This is a genomic window from Rathayibacter sp. AC451 (assembly GCF_979253095.1).
The window spans coordinates 3535067-3556534 of record NZ_CEEDBD010000001.1; the positions used below are offsets into that span (position 1 = coordinate 3535067).

Consider the following 21468-nt stretch of genomic DNA (forward strand, 5'->3'; position numbering starts at 1 on the left):
AACACCCGTCGCCGCCCGTGCCGGAGGATGGAGGCCATGACCTCCACCGCGACATCCCGGCTCGTCGCCGCAGAGCACCTCGGTCTCGACCTCGTCCACGCCTGGGGCAGCTGGGGCCCGACGATGACCCCGGACGCCGCCCGCACCGCGTTCATCAGTGATCGCGGCGGCGCCCCCGAGGTCTGGGTGCAGGACGTCGTGATCGACGGCGAGCCTCCGGAGGCGCACTGCATCCGCTTCACGGAGGACCCGGTGCTCGAGGTCTCGTGGTCGGCCGACTCCGCCTGGCTCGCCTGCCTGGTCGCCACCGACGGCGGCGTGCGCACGCAGGTCTGGGTGGTCCGCCCCGACGGCTCCGACGCCAAGCGCATCGCGGGCTCGCGCGACGCCCACGCCGAGCTCGGGCCCTGGACCAGGAGCGGGCACCACGTCGTCGTGACCGTGCCGTCCGCCGAGCCGGAGCAGCCGACCCGGTCCTTCCTCGTCGATCCGGTCACCGCCGACCGCCGCCCGCTCGTCGACGGCGACCTCATCTCGGTCCTCGACCTCTCGACGGAGGAGCGGCTCGTCGTGGTCCGCGACGGCCAGCGCGGCCATCAGCGCTGCTCCGTCGTCGACCGCCTGACCGACGAGAACCACCCGCTGCTGCCCGATTCCGGCACCGGATCCACGGACGTCGCGTTCCTGCGCCCCGCTCCGCTGAACGACAACGAGAGCCCGATCGTGGCGTACCTCGCGACCGACGTCGACCTGCCGCGGCGCCAGCTCGTCGCGATGCCGCTGGGGCCCGACGGCTGGCGCGGGCGCATCCGCCGCCTCGCCGCCCGCGACGACGCCGAGCTCGAGGGCCTGGATGCGGACGACGCCGGGCACCTGCTGATGCTCGTGTGGAACGTGGCCGGGTCCAGCGAGATCGAGCTGTTCGACACCCTGACCGGTGAGCGCGTCCCCGTCTCGGGTCTGCCCGGCCTGGTCGCGACCACTCCGGTCCTCTCGCGCGACGGCAGCTCGGTGGTCCTCGGCGTCGAGGGTCCGGAGCGACCGCGCGAGCTGTGGCGGATGGACACCGCGACCCACGAGTGGTCGCGCATCACCCGGGTGCCGCCGCTCCCGGCCGCGGCGCTCGTCGTGCCCACCCTCGAGCGGTTCACCGGCCGCGACGGACTCGAGCTGTCGGGCTGGCTGTACCGCGCACCCGGTGCCGAGGGCCCCGGTCCCGCGATGCTGAGCCTGCACGGAGGACCGGAGTCGCAGGAGCGGCCGACCTTCTCGGCGCAGCACCAGGCGGTCGCCGCCTCGGGCGTCTCGGTCTTCGCCCCGAACGTGCGCGGCTCCTCTGGCTTCGGCCGCGACTTCGTGCACGCCGACGACGTCGAGCGCCGGTACGGGGCGTTCCAGGACGTGCTCGCCGCCGCCGACCACCTCGTCGACTCCGGAGTCGCCGCCCGCTCGCGGATCGCCGTCACGGGCCGTTCCTACGGCGGCTACCTCACGCTCGCCTCGCTCGCGTTCTCGCCGGGGGTCTTCGCGGCCGGGGTCGACATCTGCGGCATGTCGCACCTCCTCACCTTCTACCGGGACACCGAGCCGTGGATCGCCTCGGCCGCGGTGACGAAGTACGGCCACCCGGAGTACGACGCCGAGCTCCTCGAGGAGCTGTCGCCGCTCGGACGGGCGTTCGCCATCGACGTGCCGCTGCTCGTGGTGCACGGCGAGCTCGACACCAACGTCCCGCTGGGCGAGGCGACGCAGATCGTGGCCGCCCTCGAGGCGCTGGACCGGCCGGTCTCGTACCTGCAGCTCGACGGCGAGGGCCACGAGTACCGCCGGGCCGACTCGAAGGAGCTGCTGCTGCTCTCCCTCGTGCGCTTCCTGCACGCGTCGCTGCTGCCGGCGGACGAGTCGCTCGAGTCGGACGAGTCGCTCGAGGCCGTCGCGGGCTGAGTCCCGGCCCGAGCGGCGATCGGAGCGGCCGCGGGGCGCGGACGGGCGTCAGCGCCGCTCGAACTCCTCGGCGAAGGAGCCGTGGATCGGCTTCTCCGGATCGTCGCCGACCGCCCGTGACGGGTCCTCGATCTCGACCGCGCGCGCGAGGTCGGGTGCGGGGGCGCGCACTGCGGCTCCGGCAGCGGCGAGGTCCTCGGGCACGTCGTCGAGCAGCTCCTCGGCGATCCGGCTCGACAGGCCGCTCCGCTCGCCCGGTCCGGGGTCGCTCACCGGATCGGCGGGAGCGTCGAGGGCCTCGCCCAGTCCCTCGCCGAGTCCTTCGCCGAAGCCGGCGCCGAGCCCGGCCGGCACCCCCTGCGGAGCGTCGTGCCCCGTGATCTCGTCCTGCATGCCCTGCTCCTGCCTCGTGCGCACCGGCCGCGCCGGGCGGCACGCTCCGTCCTGGGATGAGGAGAGGATACCGCCGGCCGGATCAGTCGAGCAGGAGCCAGGAGTGGCCGCCGACCTCCACGCCGCCGACGCTCGCCGCGTCGTCGCCCAGGTTCAGCGCGAGTCGGGCGGACTCGCCGTCGGGTCCCTCCGCGGCGAGGAGCACCGCGGTGTTCGTCAGATCGACGGCCCGGGTGCGCGAGTGCACGAGCCACGGGTGCCGGCGCCGGAACGCGACGACCTCCTGGTGGGCCCGGTACGCCTCGCCGCCCGGCGCGCTCGCCGGATCGGCCGGGAAGGCCGGTCGGATCGCGTCGTCGCCTCCGACGCGCTCCTCCTTTACTCCCTCGAAGCCCCGCTCGTCGCCGGAGTAGATGCTCGGCACGCCCCCGACGAACCCGAGGATCGCGACCGCGTGGGCGTGGTGGCGCTCGTCCGTCACCGCGCTCGCGATCCGGGTCACGTCGTGGTTGCCGACGAAGGTGAGGGGGAGGAAGACGTCGAGGAACTCGTCGTGCCGCTTCAGCGACCAGGCGAGCTCGAAGAGGTTGAGCTCCTCGAGGGAGTTGCGCACGGCCTTCCAGAGCTCGTACTGGGTCACGGAGTCCAGGCCCGACTCCCGCACGTACCCGGCGTAGTCGCCGTGGATGACCTCGCCGACGAACCACGCCTCGGGGAACCGCTCCCGCACCGGGTCGATCGCCGCATGCCATGCGGCGGGGGCGACCGCGTACGCGGCGTCGAGCCGCCAGCCGTCGATCCCGCGCTCGAGCCAGTGCGCGAGGACGGAGGAGACGTACGCCGAGACCTCGGGGTTCGAGTGGTCGAGCTCGACCAGCGCCTCGTGCCCCTCGAAGACGTCGACGCGCAGTCCGTCGACCTCGCGGGCGGAGTCGCTCCGCGAGAACCGCGCGGCCGCCGCGGACCCGGGACCCGCCGCCACCGCCTCGCGCCACCACGGGTGCTCGCGCCCGACGTGGTTGAAGACCCCGTCGAAGAGCACGCGGATGCCGCGCTCGCGGCAGGCGGCGAGGAGTGCGTCGAGGTCGCCCTCGTCTCCCAGGCGCGGGTCGACCCGGAAGTGGTCGACGGTGTCGTACCCGTGGGTGCTCGAGGCGAACACCGGGCCCAGCAGGAGCCCGTTGCAGCCGAGGGCGAGCAGGTCGTCGAGCCAGGGCAGGAGGGCGGGGAGCCGGTGCTGCGCGGCCTCGGGAGCCTCGGCGGCCGTGGTCTCGGCGCCCGTGAACCCGAGCGGGTAGACCTGCCACCAGATCGCCGTCGTGATCCAGCCGTCCGTCGTCTGCGCCATCCCTGCCGCCCTCCCGCCGCGCTCGGCTGCGCGACGTCGCGAGTGTACTGACGCCTCCTGGCCGCGCCCCGAGCCGTGGCCGGGGAGCGAGCCGTGCGCGAGGCCGGGAGGAACGACCGTGCGAGGCGTGCGCGCGCTCACGGGCGCAGGCTCCCGATCCAGGCGAGGACGGCGGCAGCGCCCTCGAGGGTGGCGGGCACCGTCACCGACGCGATCGCGAGCGCGAGGAGCGCCGCCGCGGCGCCGACCGCGCCCTGCCGCCGCTCCCCGGCGCGCAGCAGCGCCAGCACGGCCACGGCGATCGCCCCGACCGCGAGCCCGATCGACGGGACGGTCCAGAGCGGATGCACCGAGGAGGTGAGGGCGAGCAGCCCCAGGCCCAGCGCCGTGAGACCCGGCTCGCGCGGTGGACCGAGCCGCGCGAGGAGCGGGGCCCGCCGGGACGCAGCGACCGCGTACGGTCGGGCGACGGCGGTGGAGGAGGGGAGCAGGGGCAGGAGGCTGATCGACATGGCCCGATCCTCGCGAGGCGGCGGAGGGTGCGAAGCCCTTGCTCGCGGATCGGTGGAGGCGCACCGCGATCGGGCGCCTGGGGAGGGCGAGGAGCCCCTCCGCGGGCCACCGGAGGCGCCGATCGGCGTGATTCCGGGGTTCTCGGCCCCGGAATCACGTGCATTGGCGGGTCGGGCTGGTAGGTTACGGACGGTCCGACCGGTTGAGGGAGTCCGTCCCCGGCCGAGGACGATCCACAACCACCAGCTGTTCCGAACAGCACGAACGTCCTGGGAGGACACTCCAATGGCTGACAAGTCGCTCAACCGCACCGAGCTCGTCGCGAAGATCGCCGCGGACTCCGGCCAGAGCCAGGCCGCCGTCAACGGCGTCCTCGACTCGCTCTTCTCCACCCTCGCCGACTCCGTCTCCAACGACGTGAAGGTCACCATCCCCGGCTGGATCGCCGTCGAGCGCACCTCCCGCGCCGCGCGCACCGGCCGCAACCCGCAGACCGGTGAGACCATCCAGATCGCGGCCGGCCACTCGGTCAAGGTCTCGGCCGGCACCAAGCTCAAGGCCGCCGCGAAGTAGCACGGCTCCACGACGAGGGCCCCGGCATCGCGCCGGGGCCTTCGTCGTCTCCGGAACCGGTGCGACGCGGCTCGCGATCAGCCGGGGAACGTAGGCTTGACGGGTGAATCGAACCGTCCGGATCGCGGGGCCCGCGCTGCTGCTCGTCGCGGCCGCGCTCCTCGCCCTCCTCGCGGCACTCGCCTTCGGCCGGGGAGCCGCGGCCCCCCTCCTGAACGACCCGGGTCCCGTGGTCCGCTACGGCCTCCCCGTGGCGAAGCTCGCGGTCAACCTCGGCGCCGCCGGGATGATCGGCGCCCTGGTGCTCGCGCTCTTCGCGCTGAGCCCGCGCGCGAGCGCGACGCGCGCCTCCCGGTCCGCCACCCCCGAGGGACCCGTCGAGCAGCGCACCGAGTACACGGTGGCCCTCGACGTCGCCGCCGCCGGCGCCGCCTTCCTCGCCGCCGCCGCGGCGGTCACCGGCTTCTTCACCTTCCTCAACGTCACGCAGACGCCGCTGAGCTTCGACCGCGACTTCGGCACCAAGCTCAGCTACTTCATCGGCAGCATCGAGGTCGGCCAGGCCTGGCTCGTCACCACGCTGCTCGCCGCCGTCGTCACGGTGCTCTGCTTCGCCGTGCGCAACCAGACGGCGCTCGTCTTCGTCACCGGGGTCGCGCTGCTCACCCTCCTGCCGATGGCGCAGCAGGGCCACGCAGCGGGATCCGCGGGGCACGACGCCGCGGTCACGGCGCTCGGCCTGCACCTCGTCTTCGCCGCGATCTGGCTCGGCGGTCTCGTCACGATCATCGTGCTGAGGCCCCTCCTCGACGGCGCGCGCCTGCTCCCCGTCGTCCAGCGTTACTCGAGTCTCGCGCTCGTCAGCTTCGTGGTCGTGGCGGCGTCGGGCTACCTCAGCGCCGAGCTGCGGCTCGCGACCCTCGACAACATCCTGACGGGCTACGGGATCCTCGTGCTCGTGAAGGTCGCCGCCCTGATCGCGCTGGGCCTCTTCGGCGTCGTGCAGCGCCGCGTCCTCATCGAGCGGATGCGCACCGCCGGCGGCGCGGGCGGCCGCAGCTTCTGGTGGCTCGTCGCGGCCGAGGTCGCCTTCATGGGCATCGCGTCCGGAGTCGCGGCGGCGCTCGCCCGCACCGCCACTCCCGTCGACCAGGTCGCCGCCACGCAGCTGACCGACCCGACCCCGGCCGAGCTCCTCACCGGCGAGCCGCTCCCGCCCGCCCCGAGCGCGCTGAACTTCGCCACCCTCTGGAACGTCGACCTGATCTGGCTGCTCGTCTGCGGCTTCGGCATCGCCTTCTACGTCGCCGGCGTCCTGCGCCTGCGCCGCCGCGGCGACTCCTGGCCGATGCTCCGGACCGTGCTGTGGATCGCGGGGATGCTCCTGCTGGCGTACATCACCAACGGCGGCGTGAACGCCTACGAGAAGTACCTGTTCAGCGCGCACATGCTCTCGCACATGGTGCTCACCATGGCCGTCCCGCTCCTGCTGGTGCCCGCGGCCCCCGTGACGCTCATCGCCCGCGCGGTCGTCCGCCGCACCGACGGCTCCCGGGGACCTCGCGAGTGGGTGCTGCTCGCGGTCCACTCGCGCTTCGGCACGATCGTGTCGCATCCGATCGTCGCCGCCCTGCTCTTCGTCGGCTCGCTCTGGGCGTTCTACTACTCGCCGCTGTTCCGCTGGGCGACCACGGACCACATCGGCCACGAGTGGATGATCGTGCACTTCCTGATCACCGGCTACCTCTTCGTGAGCGTCCTGATCGGCGTCGACCCGTCCTCGCACCAGGTGCCCTATCCGATGCGGCTGCTGCTCCTGCTAGGCACCATGGCGTTCCACGCGTTCTTCGGCCTCGCGCTGATGACCGGCGAGGGGCTGCTCCTCGCCGACTGGTACGGAGCGATGGGCTGGGGCACGAGCGCCCTCGCCGATCAGCAGGCGGCCGGCGGCATCGCCTGGAGCATCGGCGAGATCCCCACGCTCGCACTGGCGATCGTCGTCGCCGTGATGTGGAGCAGGTCCGACGACCGCGAGACCAAGCGCCGCGACCGCCAGGCCGACCGCACCGGGGACGCCGAGCTGAACGACTACAACGAGCGGCTCGCCGCGCTCGGCAAGCGCCGCTGACGCTCCTCCCCAGGGGGACGGCGCCCGGAGCCGCCTCCGTCCCCGATCGCGGCCCCACCGCCGCGGGTACAGTGGACCGGTGACCCAGCCGACCCTCTCCGACGAGCAGCAGCGGGTGTTCGACCTCATCGAGAACACCCGCGAGCACCTGTTCGTCACCGGGCGCGCCGGCACCGGCAAGTCGACCCTGCTGAACCACCTCAGCTGGCACACCGGCAAGCAGATCGTCATCTGCGCTCCCACGGGGTCGCGGCGCTGAACGTCGGCGGGCAGACGATCCACTCGCTGTTCCGACTGCCGATCGGCGTGATCGCCGACTCCGATCTCGATCAGACCCCCGAGCTGCGCAAGCTCCTCAACACCATCGACACCCTCGTGATCGACGAGATCTCGATGGTGAACGCCGATCTGCTCGACGGCATCGACCGCAGCCTCCGCCAGGCCCGGCAGCGCCGGTCCGAGCCCTTCGGAGGCGTCCAGGTCGTCCTCTTCGGCGACCCGTTCCAGCTCGCTCCCGTTCCGGGCGACCCCGAGGAGCGCGCCTACTTCGCCGACCGCTACCGCTCCCTGTGGTTCTTCGACGCCCTGGTCTGGCAGGAGGCGCCGCTGCGGATCATCGAGCTCGGCCGCATCCATCGGCAGAGCGACGAGCGCTTCAAGTGGATGCTCAACGCGGTGCGCTTCGGGATGGTGACGAAGGAGATCGCCGACGTCCTCAACGAGGCGGGCGCCCGCACTCCGCCGACCGACGGCTCCATCACCCTCGCGACTCGCAACGACACCGTCAACCGGATCAACCAGACCGCGCTCGCACGCCTCAAGGGCCCGCTCAAGACGGCGACGGCCGAGATCAGCGGCGACTTCGGCGGCAGGACCTATCCGGCCGACCAGAACCTCGAGCTCAAGATCGGCGCGCACGTGATGTTCCTCCGCAACGACGCGGAGCAGCGCTGGGTGAACGGCACGATCGGCATCGTCACGAAGGTGGCCGGCACCGTCTGGGTCGAGGTGGACGGCGAGGTGCACGAGGTCGAGCCGGCCACGTGGGAGCGCTACCGCTACTCCTATTCGGCGGCGACCAAGAAGCTCACCCGCGAGATCGTGGCCGAGTTCGCGCAGTTCCCGCTGCGCCTGGCCTGGGCGGTGACGATCCACAAGTCGCAGGGCAAGACCTACGACTCCGCGGTCGTCGATCTCGGCCAGCGCGCCTTCGCGCCCGGCCAGACCTACGTGGCGCTGAGCCGCATCACGAGTCTCGAGGGGCTCTACCTCACGCGGCCCTGCGGCCCAGCGACATCATCGTTGACAAGGACGTGCTGCGCTTCATGTCCGAGCGGCGCGCCGAGCCGGCCGCCGTCGCGACGCCGGAGGGCGACTCCACCACCGCGTGACCCGTCGGCTCGAGGAGCGGCGGTCAGGCCGCGACGCGCGAGCGGGCGAGGTCGCGGAACAGCTCGGTGGTGAGCCGGTACGCCTCCGCCACTTCGGCGATGACGCGGTCGCGCTCGGCGTCGTCCCAGTCGACCGCGTCGAGCTGCTCGCGGTAGACGGCGCGGAACTCCGACGGCGTCGCGATCTCGCCGTAGAGGTAGAACCCGACTCCGTTGGTCTCGAAGCCGAACCGGCGCTGGAGCAGGGCGCGCACGATGCTGCAGCCCGACATGTCGCCGAGGTAGCGCGTGTAGTGGTGCGCCACGAATCCGCCGCTCCAGCCGCTCGCGACGGTCGTGATGCGCTCGACGTAGGCCGCGGTCGAGGGGAGGGGGCGGATGCGCTCGCGCCAGTCCTCGCCGATCAGGAAGCGGAGGTCCTCGGCGATCGCGGGAAGGCGGGTGAGCTTGGCCGAGATGAAGGGCGCCGCGACCGGGTCCTCGCTCATCCGGTCCGCGACGGCCTCGAGCGCCTCGTAGACGAAGTAGTGCTGCGAGACCAACGCGATGTAGTCGTCGCGGCTGCCTGCACCCGTCATCAGGGCGGTCATGAAGGCGGCGCCCTCGTCGTCGACGGCTCCGGACTGCCCGATGCGCTCGCGGAGCGCCTGCGAGAACGGGATGACGTTCGACACGACGGCCTCCGATCGGCTTCTTAGGTTGGCCTAACCTTAGCCGAGAGGGAGGGCGGAGACCAGAGTCCGCGCCCGACGGAGTCCGTGCCCGTCAGTGCCCGTGCCCGTCCTCCACCACACCGTGCATGCCGCCCATGCCGCCGGAGCCGCCGGCCGTCGCTGCCATCGAGGGCGTCGCGAGCGCGGAGACCACCAGGGCGCCGGCCAGCAGCCCGATCACGGTGCGGCCGGCGGGGACCTGCCGCTCGGGGGCTGCGGTGCGGCGGAGGGAGAGTGCGACGATCGCCGCGGCGGCGAGCTGGAGGACGCCGCCCGCGAGCGCGGGGAGGGGATCGCGGACGAGCCCGGCCGTGACCGCGAGGATCGACCCGGCCACCGTCGCCGAGACGACGACGAGTGCGATGCGCGGAACCACGATCCGTCCGCGACCGAGGACGGCGAGGGCCCACACGAGCTCTCCCGCCCCGAGCAGGACGAGCGGCACCAGCGCGGCGTCGTCGCGCACCGAGGCGAGGGAGAGGTGGACGAGACCGGCGCCGAGAGCGCCGAAGGCGGCCCAGCCGCGGACGATCGGGTTCACAGCAGCCTCCGGAACGAGAGGGGGGCCCCGGATCGACACACCGCATCGTGTCGTCCGGGGCCGTGGAGTCCGTCCGCCGCGGAAAACGGCGGGCCCGCGGCGGACGGAGCTGGAGGGGGCGGCGGATGCCGCCCGGGTCAGACGGTCGCTGCTCGCGACCGCGTCGTCTTCTCGGTGCCGAGACCGACTCCGAGCAGCACGATCGCGCTGCCGAGGTGGAGGAAGTGGTCGGCGGTGTTGAGGGCGAGGACGTTCACGGCGGTGTTCTCGACGAAGAAGCCGACGATTCCGAGCAGCAGGTACGCGGCTCCGACGACGGTGTTGACGGACTTCGCCGCGGGAACGCTCGAGAGGCCGCCGATCAGCAGCGCGCCGCCGATGAGCAGGTGCGCGATGTTGTGCAGCGGGTTCACCTCGAAGATCCCGAGGAGCAGACCGCCCTCGGTCGCGAGGAACTCGACGCCGCCGGTCACGACGAAGCCGAGCAGTCCGACGAGCACGTACACCGCTCCGAAGAGGGTGGCGAGCAGACGATTGGGGGATCTGCGCATGATGACTGGACCTCCTTCGCATGACGGCCCTGTGCCGACACCCTCTCTTCGTAGCCCGGCTCCGGATGGTTTGGAAACGGGGTGGACTGCTCGCATCACGGTCCGGACACGAACGCGCGGGGCGCGCGCAGTCGTCTCCTGGGCAGCGGATCGCGCACGTACAGTGGGGTCCGTTCCAGAGGATGTCCGGGGGAGCCGAGGGTCATGGTCGTGCGTCGCAAGCGGAGACGGGTCGCGGCTGCCGTCGTGCCCGCACTGGTCCTGGCGCTCGCCGGGTGCACCGGGGGACCCCCTCCGTCGTCGAGGACGCGCAGCCCGGCCCGGTGCCGGACGAGCTCGCGGTCGCCCTCTCGGGGTTCCTCGAGGAGGCCCGCGGAGCCGCGGGAGCGACGGGCGCGGTCGCGGGGGTCTGGTCGCCCTGGGCGGGCGGCTGGGAGGGCGCGATCGGAGTCGTCGGCGACGGCGATCCCACTCCTCTCACCACCGAGGCGCACGTGCGGCTCGGCACGGGCGGCACCGAGGCGATGACCTGCGACGTCGTCGTGGCGCTCGCCGAGGAGGGCCGGGTCGAGCTCGACGCCGACATCACCGAGTCGCTCACCTCGCTCCCGGGCCTGGAGGGGCTGACCCTCCGCCAGCTCTGCTCCCACACCTCCGGGCTCGCCGACTTCCGCGCGTCGCTCTGGCCCACGATCGTGCAGAACCCGAAGCGGGAGTGGCCGACGATGGAGCTGATCTCGGCGGCGCAGGTGCACTCCCCGTCCGCCGCCCCGGGAGCCGCCTGGTCCGACTCCTCCACCGGTTCGCTCCTCGCCGGTCTCGTCGTGTCCGAGCGGACGGGCCGCAGCGTCGCCTCCCTCTACGACGAGTATCTCGTGCCCCGCTACGGCCTGCGCAGCACGACCCTCCCCTCCGCCGGCGACCTCGTGCTGCCCGCCCCCGCGCCGCGCGGCTACGCGGCCGCGATAGACCCGGGCAGCGGAGCGGTGCGGTGCGACGTGCGCCGCGATCTCACCGAGGCCTCGCCCTCGGCGCTGGGCGCCGCCGGGGGAGCGGTGACCGACCTCGAGGATCTGCGCCGGCTCGCGACCGGGATCGCCGCCTCCCCGTCGGGCGACGCGGTCTGGGCCGACGCCGTCCCGCAGGGGCAGGGGCGCCCCGCGTGGCTGCTCGCCGGACTCGGCGGCCACCAGGTCGGTCCGTTGAGGGGCTTCTCGGGCATCGCGCCCGGATTCGTGACGGCCGCCTACTCCGATCCCGCATCGGGACTCACCGTCGCCGTGTCGTTCAACAGCTCGACCCCGGGAGCCGACTTCGCCGCGAACGCCGCGCGCGCCCTGGCCTCGATCGCGGTGGACGCGGGCGCTGCGGCGGGAGCGGCGGACCTCCCCGGTCTTCCCTGGACCGCCGAGAGCGAGCGGACCGCGACCCTCACCTCCCACGCCCGCTGCTGAGCGCGGTCGAGGGTGGCAGGAGGGCGTCGCGGCGTGACCGTCCGTCGCCGCCCCGTGTCGGCGGGGCGGCCTACCCTGGGCTCATGCCGATCACCCCCGACACCAAGGACTGGACCTGGGCCGCCGAGCGCCCCTGCCCGAGTGCGGCTTCGACGCCTCACTCGTCGACGCGTCCGAGGTCCCGCACCTCATCCGCGAGAACGCCGCCGCGTGGCCGTACGTGCTCGAGCGCGACGACGCCGTCGGGCGGCCCGACGACGAGACCTGGTCGCCGCTCGAGTACGCGGCGCACGTGCGCGACGTGCACCGCATCTACCGCCTGCGCCTGGGCCTGATGCTCGAGGGCGACGACCCGCTGTTCCCGAACTGGGACCAGGACGTCACCGCGGTCGAGGACCGCTACTCCGAGCAGGACCCGGCGACGGTCGGCCGCGAGCTCGTCGAGGAGGCCGGCCTCATCGCCGGTGTCTTCGAGGGCGTCCGGGGTCGTCAGTGGCAGCGCCCCGGTCGGCGCAGCGACGGTGCGACCTTCACGGTCGAGACGATGGCCCGCTACTACCTGCACGACGTGCAGCACCACCTGCACGACGTCCGCGGCTGAGCGCCCCCAGGCTCAGTAGTCGATGAGCTGGGGATTCAGGAACGACACCGTCCGGGCGTAGGCCAGGGCGGCGGAGGAGGGTCGACCGCGTCGCGCAGCGTCCCGTTCGCGAAGTGCCGCACCGTGCCGGCGTACGTGTGCGCGGTGACCGGGGTGCCCGCGTCCTTGAGGCGTCCGACGAACGACTCCGGGTCGTCGCCGTCCGGCCACTCGTCCCTCGCCGCGTAGTGCAGGAGGGTCGGGCAGGGCACGAGGGCGTGCTCCTCCTGCCCGAGGGTCGCGTAGTAGGCGACGACGGCGTCGACGAGCCCGGTCGCGGCGGCGAGGAGCCCGAGTCGGCCGCCGAAGCCGAAGCCCACGATGGCGCTGCGCTGCGCTCCCTCGGCGGCTCCGGAGCGGATCGCCTCCGCGATCGCGGCCATCGCCCGGTCCTGCGCGGTCATCGCGGCGAGATCGCGCGCGTCCTCCGGAGCGAGCGTCGCCCATCCGTCGTAGAGGTCGGGGACGAGCACGTGGTAGCCGTGCTTCGAGACGGCCTCGGCGAAGGGCTCCATCCACGGCAGCCGGCCGAACACGTCGTGGAGCACGACGACGACCGGGCGGCCGGGGCGCCCGTACTCGAGGGCGACGCCCGGCGACGGGATCTGGACGAGCTCTGTCACCCGTCCAGCCTGCACCGGTGAGGCTCCGAATCCGCGTGACTGCGGCGATCGCGTCGGCGTGTCGCCCGAGAACGGTCCCCAGAACAGGCGGGGGAGGGGCGGGGAGGTGGAGCGAGTGACGGGAATCGAACCCGCGCCATCTGCTTGGGAAGCAGAAGTTCTACCATTGAACTACACTCGCGCGTCGCCTCGGAGGCGCACTCGATCATCGTAGCAAGCCCCGTGCTCACCCCACGTCGCGGCGAGCACCGCACGCCCTAGGATCGCCTCGTGCTGCTCTCCGATCGCGACATCCAGACCGAACTCTCCTCCGGCCGGGTCGGACTCGAACCGCACGATCCGGCGATGATCCAGCCGTCGTCCGTCGATGTGCGCCTCGACCGCTTCTTCCGGCTGTTCGACAACCACCGCTACCCCTACATCGACCCCGCCGAGGACCAGCCCGATCTGACGCGTCTGGTCGAGACCCCGAAGGGCGAGCCGTTCATCCTGCACCCCGGGGAGTTCGTGCTGGGATCGACGTACGAGGCGGTCACGCTGCCCGACGACATCGCCGCGCGCCTCGAGGGCAAGAGCTCGCTCGGACGCCTGGGGCTGCTCACCCACTCGACCGCGGGCTTCATCGATCCGGGATTCACCGGACACGTGACCCTCGAGCTCAGCAACGTGGCGACGCTGCCCATCACGCTCTGGCCCGGCATGAAGATCGGGCAGATGTGCTTCTTCCGGCTCAGCTCTCCCGCCGAGAAGCCGTACGGATCGGCGGAGTACTTCTCGCGCTACCAGGGGCAGCGCGGCCCGACGGCGTCGCGCTCGTCGCTGAACTTCCACCGCACGGACGTCTACGGCGACTGACGCGGCAGCGCCGGTCGCCGCCCCGCTCAGCCCAGCAGGCGCGGCAGCTGCAGCACGAGCCAGGGCGAGAACGCCCACGGGGCGGCGCGCACGGCGGCCAGCGTCGCCTCGGGGTCGACCCACTCGTGGTCCATGACCTCGTCCGCGCGCGGTGCCAGCGCCTCGCGGCTCGACAGGGTCGCGGTGTAGACGGGGCAGATCTCGTTCTCGACGATCCCGGAGGCGTCGATCGCGCGGTAGCGGAAGTCCGGCAGCGCGACTTCGAGCGTCTCGAGGCGGGCGCCGAGCTCGCGCTCCGCCCGACGGACGACGGCGTCCTCGATCCGCTCGCCCGGCGCCGGGTGGCCGCAGAACGAGTTGGTCCAGACGCCGGGCCAGGTGCGCTTGCCCAGCGCGCGGCGGGTCACGAGCAGAGCGCCGTCGGGCGCGAACACGTGGCACGAGAACGCCAGATGCAGGGGCGTGTCGGTGTCGTGCACCGTCGCCTTGTCGGCCACGCCGACGGCGTCGCCCGTCTCGTCGAGCAGGACGACCTGCTCGATCTCGTCCTCGCGCACGGCGATTCCTCCCGAAGTCATGGCTGTAAGTCAAGCACGACCGCGGAACTCAGCCGGCTTAGTGCTAGACAAGCGAACTTGTTAGCCTCTGAACCGTGGATACACGCGACCCCGTGGTTCTCTCCCGGAAGCGGCAGGAACACGTCGATGCCGTGCTCGACCGGTTCTTCTCCCTGGCGCGCGCCCGGGCGGAGCGGCTCGGGACGCGGTACACGACCCTCTGGCACACCCTCGAGGCCAACACCCGCGGAGGCAAGCGCTTCCGCCCCCTCATGGTCATCTCGGCGTACGAGGCGCACGGCGGACGCGACTCCGAGGCTGCCGCCCACCTCGGCGCCGCGTTCGAGCTCCTGCACACCGCGCTGATCGTCCACGACGACGTGATCGATCGCGACTTCGTGCGCCGCGGCGGCCCCAACGTCTCGGGCAGCTACCGCGACGAGGCGACGACCGCCGGTCTGTCGATCCCGATCGCCGAGCACCGCGGCACGTCGGTCGCGGTCATCGCCGGCGACCTCGCCCTCACCGGCGCCCACCGCCTGGTCGAGGGCGTCGGAGCCGACGACGCTGTGCGCGCGCGCCTGCTGACCCTGCTCGACGAGGCCGTCTTCGCCTCGGCCGCCGGCGAACTCGCCGACGTCGACTTCTCGCTCATGCCCGGCATGCCCTCGGTCGAGGAGGTGCTCGAGATGGAGCGCCTGAAGACCGCGGTCTACTCGTTCGAGGCTCCTCTGCAGGCCGGGGCGATCCTCGCGGGCGCCTCCGACGAGGCCGTCGAGGCACTGGGCGAGTTCGGCCGGTGCATCGGCATCGCCTATCAGATCGTCGACGACCTGCTCGGGGTCTTCGGCTCGGAGGGGCAGACCGGCAAGACCACGCTCGGCGACCTCCGCGAGGGCAAGCGCACCGTCCTGATCGCGCATGCGGCCGGCACCGACTGCTGGCCCGAGATCGAGGGCCTGATCGGCGACGAGCACCTCGGTACCGAGACCGCCGAGCGCGTGCGCCGGATCCTCGAGGAGTGCGGAGCCCGCGGCTTCGCCGAGTCCCTCGCCGGCGACTTCGCGAGCCGCGCCTGGGAGGCGCTCGGAACACCCGCCGTGTCGGAGGAGTTCCGCGCCGAGGTGCGCCCGCTCGTGGCGAGCGTGCTGGGGCGCACCCGGTGATCCCCGCTCCGCCGGGCCGCCACGCGCGGCCCGCCGCCCCGATGACCGCACGCACGCCCACGACCCCTACGGTGGCACGATGACCCGGCAGAGCGAACTGTACGACCGAGTCGCGCACGAGGCGTCGGCGCAGGTGATCCGGAGCTACTCGACGTCGTTCGGGCTCGCCACGCGGCTGCTCGGCCGCGGCGTGCGCGAGCGGGTCGAGGACGTCTACGCGCTGGTGCGCGTCGCCGACGAGATCGTCGACGGGGTCGCCGAGGCCGCCGAGCTCGACCGGACCGCCGTCGAGGAGGCCCTCGACGCGTTCGAGGCCGAGACCGACCGCGCGCTCGCCTCCGGCTACAGCTCGAACCTCGTGGTGCACGCGTTCGCCCGCACGGCCCGCGCCACGGGATTCGGCACCGAGCTCACCCGGCCCTTCTTCGCCTCGATGCGCGCGGATCTGCGCGAGACCGTGCACACTCCCGAGTCGTTCGAGCGCTACGTCTACGGCTCGGCCGAGGTCGTCGGCCTCATGTGCCTGCACGTGTTCCTCGCGGCGGAGGATGCGGGTCACGTCTCCCCGGTCGCCCGCGAGCGCCTCGTGGCCGGCGCCCGCCGCCTGGGCTCGGCGTTCCAGAAGGTCAACTTCCTGCGCGACCTCGCCGCCGACGTGGACGGCCTCGGCCGCAGCTACTTCCCCGGCATCGATCCGCGCGCCTTCACGGAGGACGACAAGGCGGTCCTGCTCGCCGACCTCGACGCCGACCTCGACGAGGCCGCCGCGATCATCCCGGAGCTGCCGCGCTCGAGCCGCCGCGCGGTCGTGCTCGCGCACTCGCTCTTCCAGGCCCTCGCCGATCGCATCCGCGAGACGCCCGCCGACGAGCTGCTGCGCGCCCGCGTCAGCGTGCCGACGGCGACGAAGGCCGCGCTCGCCGCCCGGGCGGCCGCCTCGACCCTCGCGCCCCGGCTGGGACGGGGCCCTGCCCGGGCGAGCCGCTCGGCGGCGGGTCCGCACCGCGCGGTCGTCATCGGCGGCGGCATCGGCGGGCTCGCCTCCGCCGCCCTGCTCGCGCGGGACGGCTGGAGCGTGACCGTTCTCGAGAAGCGCGAGGTCGTCGGCGGCCGCGCCGGGTCGTGGGAGCGCGACGGATTCCGCTTCGACACCGGACCCTCGTGGTACCTCATGCCCGAGGTCTTCGACCACTTCTTCCGACTGATGGGCACGAGCGCCGACGAGCGCCTCGACCTGGTGAAGCTCGACCCCGGCTACCGCGTCTACAGCGAGGGCGTCGACGAGCCGATCGACGTCCTGGCCGATCTCGAGTCGAACATCGCCCTGTTCGAGAGCGTCGAGCCCGGCTCGGGTGAGAGGATGCGCGCCTACCTCGAGTCGGCGCGCGACACCTACGAGGTCGCCAAGCGCCGCTTCCTCTACACCAGCTTCGCCTCGTTCCTGCCGCTGCTGCGCAAGGACGTGCTGACCCGCACGGCGACGCTCGGGAAGCTCCTGCTGACTCCGCTCGACTCGCTCGCGGGCACGGCCGTCAGCGACAACCGGCTGCGCCAGATCCTCGGCTACCCGGCCGTGTTCCTCGGCTCCTCGCCGTACGACGCTCCGAGCATGTACCACCTGATGAGCCACCTCGACCTGGCCGACGGCGTGCTCTACCCGATGGGCGGATTCACGCGCCTGATCGAGGCCGTCGCCGAGGTCGGCGAGGAGGCGGGCGTCACGATCCGCACGTCGTCGCCGGCCACGCGGATCCTGACGGCCCGCGCGCCCCGAGGCGGCCGCCGCGGCGCCGAGGTCGTCGGAGTCGAGTTCGAGGGTCCGGACGGCGTCGAGCGCCTCCCCGCGGAGCTGGTCGTCAACGCGTCCGACCTCTTCACGACCGAGCAGTCCCTCCTGCCCGACGAGCTGCGCACCTTCCCGCCCGAGTACTGGGAGGACCGCAACCCCGGCCCCAGTGCCGTTCTCGTCCTGCTCGGCGTCCGCGGCGAGCTGCCGCAGCTCGAGCACCACACCCTGCTTTTCACGCAGGACTGGCACGACAACTTCGACCGCATCTTCGGCGAGAGCCCCTCGGTGCCCGATCCGGCGTCGATCTACGTGTGCCGTCCGAGTGCGACCGACCCGGGCGTCGCTCCGGAGGGGCACGAGAACCTGTTCGTGCTCGTCCCGATCCCCGCCGACACCTCGATCGGGCACGGCGGCGTCGACGGCGGGGGCGACGCCCGGGTCGAGGCGATCGCCGACGCGGCGATCCGCCAGATCGCGACGTGGACGGGAGCGACCGACCTGGCCGAGCGCGTGGTCGTCCGCCGCACCATCGGACCGGCCGACTTCGAGAGCGATCTCGGAGCGTGGCGCGGCTCGATGCTGGGTCCGGCGCACGTGCTCAAGCAGAGCGCGTTCTTCCGCGCCGGCAACGCGAGTGCCCGCGTCGACGGACTCCTGTTCGCCGGCAGCTCGACGATCCCCGGCATCGGCCTCCCGATGTGCGTGATCAGTGCCGAGGTGATGCTCAAGCGGGTCCGCGGCGACGTGTCCACCGAGCCGCTCCCGGTGCGCGGGGCGCCGGGGGCCCCCGTGGCTCCGAGCGTCCGATCCGAGGTGCGCGACGCCGTGCTCGCGGACGCGGGGGAGTAGCCGGTGGGGGTCGTCTACCTGCTCGCGCTCGCCGTCTCGATCACCGGGATGGTCGTGCTCGACAGGCGCTTCGGGCTGTTCTTCTGGAACGACGCGCGCAAGGCCGCGATCGTGCTCCCCGCGGGCGTCGTCTTCTTCCTGATCTGGGACCTGTTCGGCATCGGGCTCGGCGTGTTCTTCCGCGGCGAGACCCCGTACATGACCGGGCTCCAGCTCGCTCCCGAGCTGCCGATCGAGGAGGTCCTCTTCCTCACGCTGCTCTGCTACCTGTCGATGGACGTCTACGGGGCCCTCTCGAAGCGGGCGGAGGCGGCCGCATGACGTACCTCGTCCTGAACGCCGTCTTCCTCGCGGTTGTCCTGGTGGTCCTCGTGATCGCCCTGCGCCGCGGGCGGCTGCGCCTCGGCGCCCTCGCGGGCACGCTCGTCGTGCTGCTGGTGATGACCGCGGTGTTCGACAACGTGATGATCGGAGTGGGACTGCTCGTGGCCTACGACGACTCCCTGATCTCGGGCCTGCGGATCGGCGTCGCGCCGATCGAGGACTTCGCCTACGCGATCGCCGCGGCCGTCGCCCTGCCCGCCCTCTGGTCGATCCTCCCGGACCGCCGCCGTGCTGATCGGAGCCCCTCGTGAACCGCCTGCGCGCGCTCTTCGTCTCGAGCCGGCCGCTGAGCTGGGTCAACACCGCCTATCCCTTCGCGGCCGCGTACCTGCTGACCACGCGCGAGATCGACCTCGCCTTCGTGCTCGGCACGCTCTACTTCCTGATCCCGTACAACCTCGCCATGTACGGCATCAACGACGTCTTCGACTACGAGTCCGACCTTCGGAACCCCCGCAAGGGCGGCGTCGAGGGCGCGGTCCTCGACCGGAGCGAGCACCGCGCGACGCTGATCGCCGCGGTCGCGACGAACGTGCCGTTCCTGATCGCTCTCGTGCTGCTCGGCTCGCCGCTCTCGTGGCTCGTGCTCGCGGTCAGCGTCTTCGCCGTGATCGCCTACAGCGCACCGGGACTGCGTTTCAAGGAGCGCCCGTTCGTCGACTCCCTCACCTCGGCGACGCACTTCGTGAGTCCCGCCGTGTACGGCATCGCGCTGGCGGGCACGACGGTGACCGGGCCCCTGGTGGCGCTGCTCGTCGCGTTCTTCCTGTGGGGGATCGCCAGCCACGCGTTCGGAGCGGTGCAGGACATCCTCGCCGACCGTGCCGGGGGCATCGGGTCCATCGCGACCGTCATCGGAGCGAAGGCGACCACGCGGTTCGCCATCGGCGCGTACGCGGCGAGCGGGCTGCTCCTGCTGCTCCTGCCGTGGCCCGGCACGCTCGCCGCCCTGCTCGCGGTGCCCTACGCGGTGAGCATCTGGCCGTACCGCTCGCTGAGCGACTCGGAGGCCGAGCGGGCGAACGCGGGCTGGAAGCGGTTCCTCGCGCTGAACTTCCTGACCGGGTTCCTGGTCACGCTGCTGCTGATCGTCTTCTGGCTCGCGACCTGAGCGCCGGCCGGACGGCCGGTGCGCCTCAGAACAGCTGGTGGGGCGCGACGATGAGCGCCACGACGACCGCGAGGCCGGCGAGGAGCGCGACGACGAGGGCGGCGTAGCCGATCCGCTTCGTCGTCTTCGCGAGTCGGACCCGACGGGAGACGCGGCGCTTCTTCTTGACGCGGATCGGCGCCGGACGGTCGGCGGCGGCCTCGCGCGCGGGAGTCGCGGGGGCGACCGGCCAGTCGTCGGCAGGGCTGGTGAGGGGCGCGTCGACCGCGGGCTCGGCACTGCGGCTGTGCCGCTCGGGTCCGCGTCGTGCGGCGTCGTCGTCCGTGGTGCGCCGCGACATGCCGCTCCTCCGCTGGTCGGGCCGACGGAGCCGGCGCTGCACCGTCGGGCGACGGCTCAGACACTCTAGGGGAGCGGAGCGCCCTGCTGCGCGGACGGCGCGGCGGGCGCGCTCGCCGGAGGCCGGCGGACGGGCAGGAGGAGGACCAGCCCGACCGCGAGGACGAGGACGAGGCCGAGGATGCCCCAGTACTGCACGTTCGACTCGTCGCCGCCGGAGGCCGCCGCGGCGATCGAGACGAAGGCCGCGAAGGCGGCCGGGGCGAGGAAGGACGCGGCGCGGCCGGTGGTCGCGTAGAGCCCGAAGATCTCGCCCTCGCGGCCCTCCGGGATCAGACGGGCGAGATAGCTGCGGCTGGCCGACTGGGCGGGCCCGACGAAGAGGCAGAGCAGCAGTCCGAAGATCCAGAAGACGGTGGCGCCGCCGTCGTGCAGGACGAAGACCGCCGTGCCGCAGACGACGAGCCCGACGAGCGAGGCCACGATGACCGTCTTGGGGCCGAGCCGGTCGTCCAGAGCCCCGACCGAGATGGTGGCGACTCCCGCCACCACGTTCGCGGCGATCGCGAAGAGGATCACCTCGCCGGCGCTGAAGCCGAAGGTGCCCTGGGCGAGGACGCCGCCGAAGGTGAAGACGCCGGTCAGGCCGTCGCGGAAGACCGCGCTGGCGATCAGGAACGCGACGGTGCTGCGGCTCTCGCCCCAGAGCGCCCGGATCTGGCGGAACAGCGCGCGGTAGGAGGCGATCACGCCGATCCGCTCGCGCCCGCCGGCCCGCGCCGGCAGCTCGGGGACCGAGACGAGCACCGGGACCGCGAAGACCGCGAACCAGACTCCCGCGAGCAGGATCGAGACGCGGACGTCGAGTCCGTCCTCGCCGGTGACCCCGAAGAGCCCCACCTCGGGCGAGATGAAGCCGAAGTAGACGATCAGCAGGAGCACGATGCCGCCGACGTAGCCCATGCCCCAGCCGAAGCCCGAGACGCGGCCGATCGTGGCGCGCGTCGAGACCTGGCTGAGCATGGCGTTGTAGTTGACGCTCGCGAACTCGAAGAAGACGGTGCCGACGGCGAGCAGTCCCAAACCCAGCCAGAGGTACGCGGGGTCGGGGCGCACGAAGAACATCAGCAGGATGCACGCGACGACGACCGCGGAGTGGATCCCGAGCCAGAGGCGGCGGCGTCCGCCCAGATCGGCCCGGCGTCCGGTGAGCGGGGCGATGAGCGCGACCACCAGGCCCGCTCCGGCGAGCGACCAGCCCAGCGCGGCCGAGACTCCGCTCGGAGTGCCGAACAGGCCGTCGGTGGTGAGGTAGACGGTGAAGACGAAGGTCGTCACGACGGCGTTGAAGGCGGATCCGCCCCAGTCCCACAGTCCCCACGCGAGGACTGTCCTGCGGCCGGTGCGTTCGGTCATGCGCTCACCGTAGGGCGTCCGGGTGAACGGCGGGAAGCGGGCCCTGAGAGTTGAGCCGACTCGACTCAGGTTCTCGGCTCCCGGCTTGACTCCAGGATCGACCTGCATAAACTTGAGTGTGCGGGGCTCAAGTCCCGCGGAGGTTTGCACCACTCACGTCAGCACCACTCACGACAACTGATCGACCCCC

The 21468-nt window shown here is 72.5% G+C and carries 21 protein-coding genes, 1 tRNA gene and 1 pseudogene; 12 read left to right on the plus strand and 11 right to left on the minus strand.

The annotated features are described in order from the left end of the window. Window positions 1-36 precede the first annotated feature (36 nt). Window positions 37-1944 carry a S9 family peptidase gene (locus AC0CID_RS16930; protein WP_465227740.1) on the plus strand — a complete coding sequence of 636 codons (1908 nt, stop codon included), beginning with the start codon at window positions 37-39 and terminating at the stop codon, window positions 1942-1944. 48 nt (window positions 1945-1992) lie between these two features. On the opposite strand, the gene AC0CID_RS16935 is transcribed toward AC0CID_RS16930, so the two are convergent. The 3 genes from AC0CID_RS16935 to AC0CID_RS16945 all read right to left on the minus strand — a co-directional run bounded on the left by AC0CID_RS16935 (window position 1993) and on the right by AC0CID_RS16945 (window position 4197). After that, window positions 1993-2337, minus strand: coding sequence for a hypothetical protein (locus AC0CID_RS16935; protein ID WP_207403107.1), 345 nt, complete (start codon window positions 2335-2337; stop codon window positions 1993-1995). A gap of 82 nt (window positions 2338-2419) precedes the next feature. Beyond that, entirely contained in the window at window positions 2420-3685 is a 1266-nt protein-coding gene (locus tag AC0CID_RS16940; protein WP_465227741.1) for an alpha-amylase family glycosyl hydrolase, read from the minus strand. Between the two features lie 137 nt (window positions 3686-3822). Further along, a complete protein-coding gene (locus AC0CID_RS16945) occupies window positions 3823-4197 on the minus strand; it encodes a hypothetical protein (RefSeq protein ID WP_465227742.1) in 375 nt (124 codons plus the stop codon). A gap of 286 nt (window positions 4198-4483) precedes the next feature. Here AC0CID_RS16945 and AC0CID_RS16950 point away from each other — a divergent pair, with 286 nt between their 5' ends. From AC0CID_RS16950 to AC0CID_RS16960, 3 genes and pseudogenes are all read left to right on the plus strand, one after another. After that, window positions 4484-4771, plus strand: a complete 288-nt coding sequence (locus tag AC0CID_RS16950) for an HU family DNA-binding protein (RefSeq protein ID WP_055786347.1) — start codon at window positions 4484-4486, stop codon at window positions 4769-4771. Window positions 4772-4874: 103 nt separating this feature from the next. Further along, a complete protein-coding gene (locus tag AC0CID_RS16955; RefSeq protein WP_465227743.1) occupies window positions 4875-6899 on the plus strand; it encodes a bifunctional copper resistance protein CopD/cytochrome c oxidase assembly protein in 2025 nt (674 codons plus the stop codon). A gap of 79 nt (window positions 6900-6978) precedes the next feature. Then, window positions 6979-8290: pseudogene (locus AC0CID_RS16960) on the plus strand (ATP-dependent DNA helicase). 23 nt (window positions 8291-8313) lie between these two features. Here AC0CID_RS16960 and AC0CID_RS16965 read toward each other — a convergent pair. The 3 genes from AC0CID_RS16965 to AC0CID_RS16975 form a co-directional block, all read right to left on the minus strand. Then, window positions 8314-8964 carry a biliverdin-producing heme oxygenase gene (locus tag AC0CID_RS16965; protein ID WP_207403102.1) on the minus strand — a complete coding sequence of 217 codons (651 nt, stop codon included), beginning with the start codon at window positions 8962-8964 and terminating at the stop codon, window positions 8314-8316. A gap of 91 nt (window positions 8965-9055) precedes the next feature. Beyond that, on the minus strand, window positions 9056-9544 hold the full coding sequence (locus AC0CID_RS16970) for a hypothetical protein (RefSeq protein WP_465227744.1): 489 nt from the start codon (window positions 9542-9544) through the stop codon (window positions 9056-9058). Window positions 9545-9681: 137 nt separating this feature from the next. After that, on the minus strand, window positions 9682-10095 hold the full coding sequence (locus AC0CID_RS16975; protein WP_251944949.1) for a DUF4383 domain-containing protein: 414 nt from the start codon (window positions 10093-10095) through the stop codon (window positions 9682-9684). Between the two features lie 275 nt (window positions 10096-10370). Here AC0CID_RS16975 and AC0CID_RS16980 point away from each other — a divergent pair, with 275 nt between their 5' ends. Together AC0CID_RS16980 and AC0CID_RS16985 are read left to right on the plus strand one after the other, a co-directional pair. Continuing rightward, complete coding sequence (locus AC0CID_RS16980) at window positions 10371-11549, plus strand: serine hydrolase domain-containing protein (protein WP_465227745.1); 1179 nt, start codon at window positions 10371-10373, stop codon at window positions 11547-11549. 220 nt (window positions 11550-11769) lie between these two features. Then, window positions 11770-12150, plus strand: a complete 381-nt coding sequence (locus AC0CID_RS16985) for a DinB family protein (RefSeq protein WP_465227746.1) — start codon at window positions 11770-11772, stop codon at window positions 12148-12150. A gap of 35 nt (window positions 12151-12185) precedes the next feature. Here AC0CID_RS16985 and AC0CID_RS16990 read toward each other — a convergent pair whose 3' ends face one another. Beyond that, entirely contained in the window at window positions 12186-12812 is a 627-nt protein-coding gene (locus tag AC0CID_RS16990) for a dienelactone hydrolase family protein (RefSeq protein WP_465227747.1), read from the minus strand. Window positions 12813-12919: 107 nt separating this feature from the next. Further along, window positions 12920-12993 (minus strand) — tRNA-Gly (locus tag AC0CID_RS16995). Window positions 12994-13082: 89 nt separating this feature from the next. Here AC0CID_RS16995 and dcd point away from each other — a divergent pair. Then, on the plus strand, window positions 13083-13667 hold the full coding sequence (dcd, locus tag AC0CID_RS17000; protein WP_465227748.1) for a dCTP deaminase: 585 nt from the start codon (window positions 13083-13085) through the stop codon (window positions 13665-13667). Window positions 13668-13693: 26 nt separating this feature from the next. Here the strand turns inward: dcd and idi are convergent, their stop codons facing one another. Continuing rightward, window positions 13694-14245 (minus strand): isopentenyl-diphosphate Delta-isomerase, encoded by a 552-nt coding sequence (gene idi, locus AC0CID_RS17005; protein WP_465227749.1) that lies wholly within the window; start codon window positions 14243-14245, stop codon window positions 13694-13696. 92 nt (window positions 14246-14337) lie between these two features. Here idi and AC0CID_RS17010 point away from each other — a divergent pair, with 92 nt between their 5' ends. The 5 genes from AC0CID_RS17010 to AC0CID_RS17030 all read left to right on the plus strand — a co-directional run bounded on the left by AC0CID_RS17010 (window position 14338) and on the right by AC0CID_RS17030 (window position 19523). Beyond that, the gene (locus tag AC0CID_RS17010) at window positions 14338-15390 is read left to right on the plus strand and encodes a polyprenyl synthetase family protein (RefSeq protein WP_207403094.1); all 1053 of its coding nucleotides are present in this window, start codon (window positions 14338-14340) and stop codon (window positions 15388-15390) included. Between the two features lie 79 nt (window positions 15391-15469). Next, window positions 15470-18028: a phytoene desaturase family protein gene (crtI, locus tag AC0CID_RS17015; protein ID WP_465227750.1), complete on the plus strand. Its 2559-nt coding sequence runs from the start codon at window positions 15470-15472 to the stop codon at window positions 18026-18028. Between the two features lie 3 nt (window positions 18029-18031). Continuing rightward, complete coding sequence (locus AC0CID_RS17020) at window positions 18032-18349, plus strand: lycopene cyclase domain-containing protein (protein ID WP_207403092.1); 318 nt, start codon at window positions 18032-18034, stop codon at window positions 18347-18349. Continuing rightward, window positions 18346-18663, plus strand: a complete 318-nt coding sequence (locus tag AC0CID_RS17025) for a lycopene cyclase domain-containing protein (protein ID WP_207403091.1) — start codon at window positions 18346-18348, stop codon at window positions 18661-18663. The genes AC0CID_RS17020 and AC0CID_RS17025 overlap by 4 nt, the downstream gene beginning before the upstream one ends. Then, the gene (locus AC0CID_RS17030; protein WP_465227751.1) at window positions 18660-19523 is read left to right on the plus strand and encodes a prenyltransferase; all 864 of its coding nucleotides are present in this window, start codon (window positions 18660-18662) and stop codon (window positions 19521-19523) included. Before AC0CID_RS17025 ends, AC0CID_RS17030 begins: the two co-directional genes overlap by 4 nt. A 25-nt stretch (window positions 19524-19548) precedes the next feature. On the opposite strand, the gene AC0CID_RS17035 is transcribed toward AC0CID_RS17030, so the two are convergent. Next, the gene (locus tag AC0CID_RS17035) at window positions 19549-19863 is read right to left on the minus strand and encodes a hypothetical protein (protein WP_465227752.1); all 315 of its coding nucleotides are present in this window, start codon (window positions 19861-19863) and stop codon (window positions 19549-19551) included. 65 nt (window positions 19864-19928) lie between these two features. Further along, on the minus strand, window positions 19929-21278 hold the full coding sequence (locus AC0CID_RS17040) for an MFS transporter (RefSeq protein WP_465227753.1): 1350 nt from the start codon (window positions 21276-21278) through the stop codon (window positions 19929-19931). Between the last annotated feature and the right edge of the window lie 190 nt (window positions 21279-21468).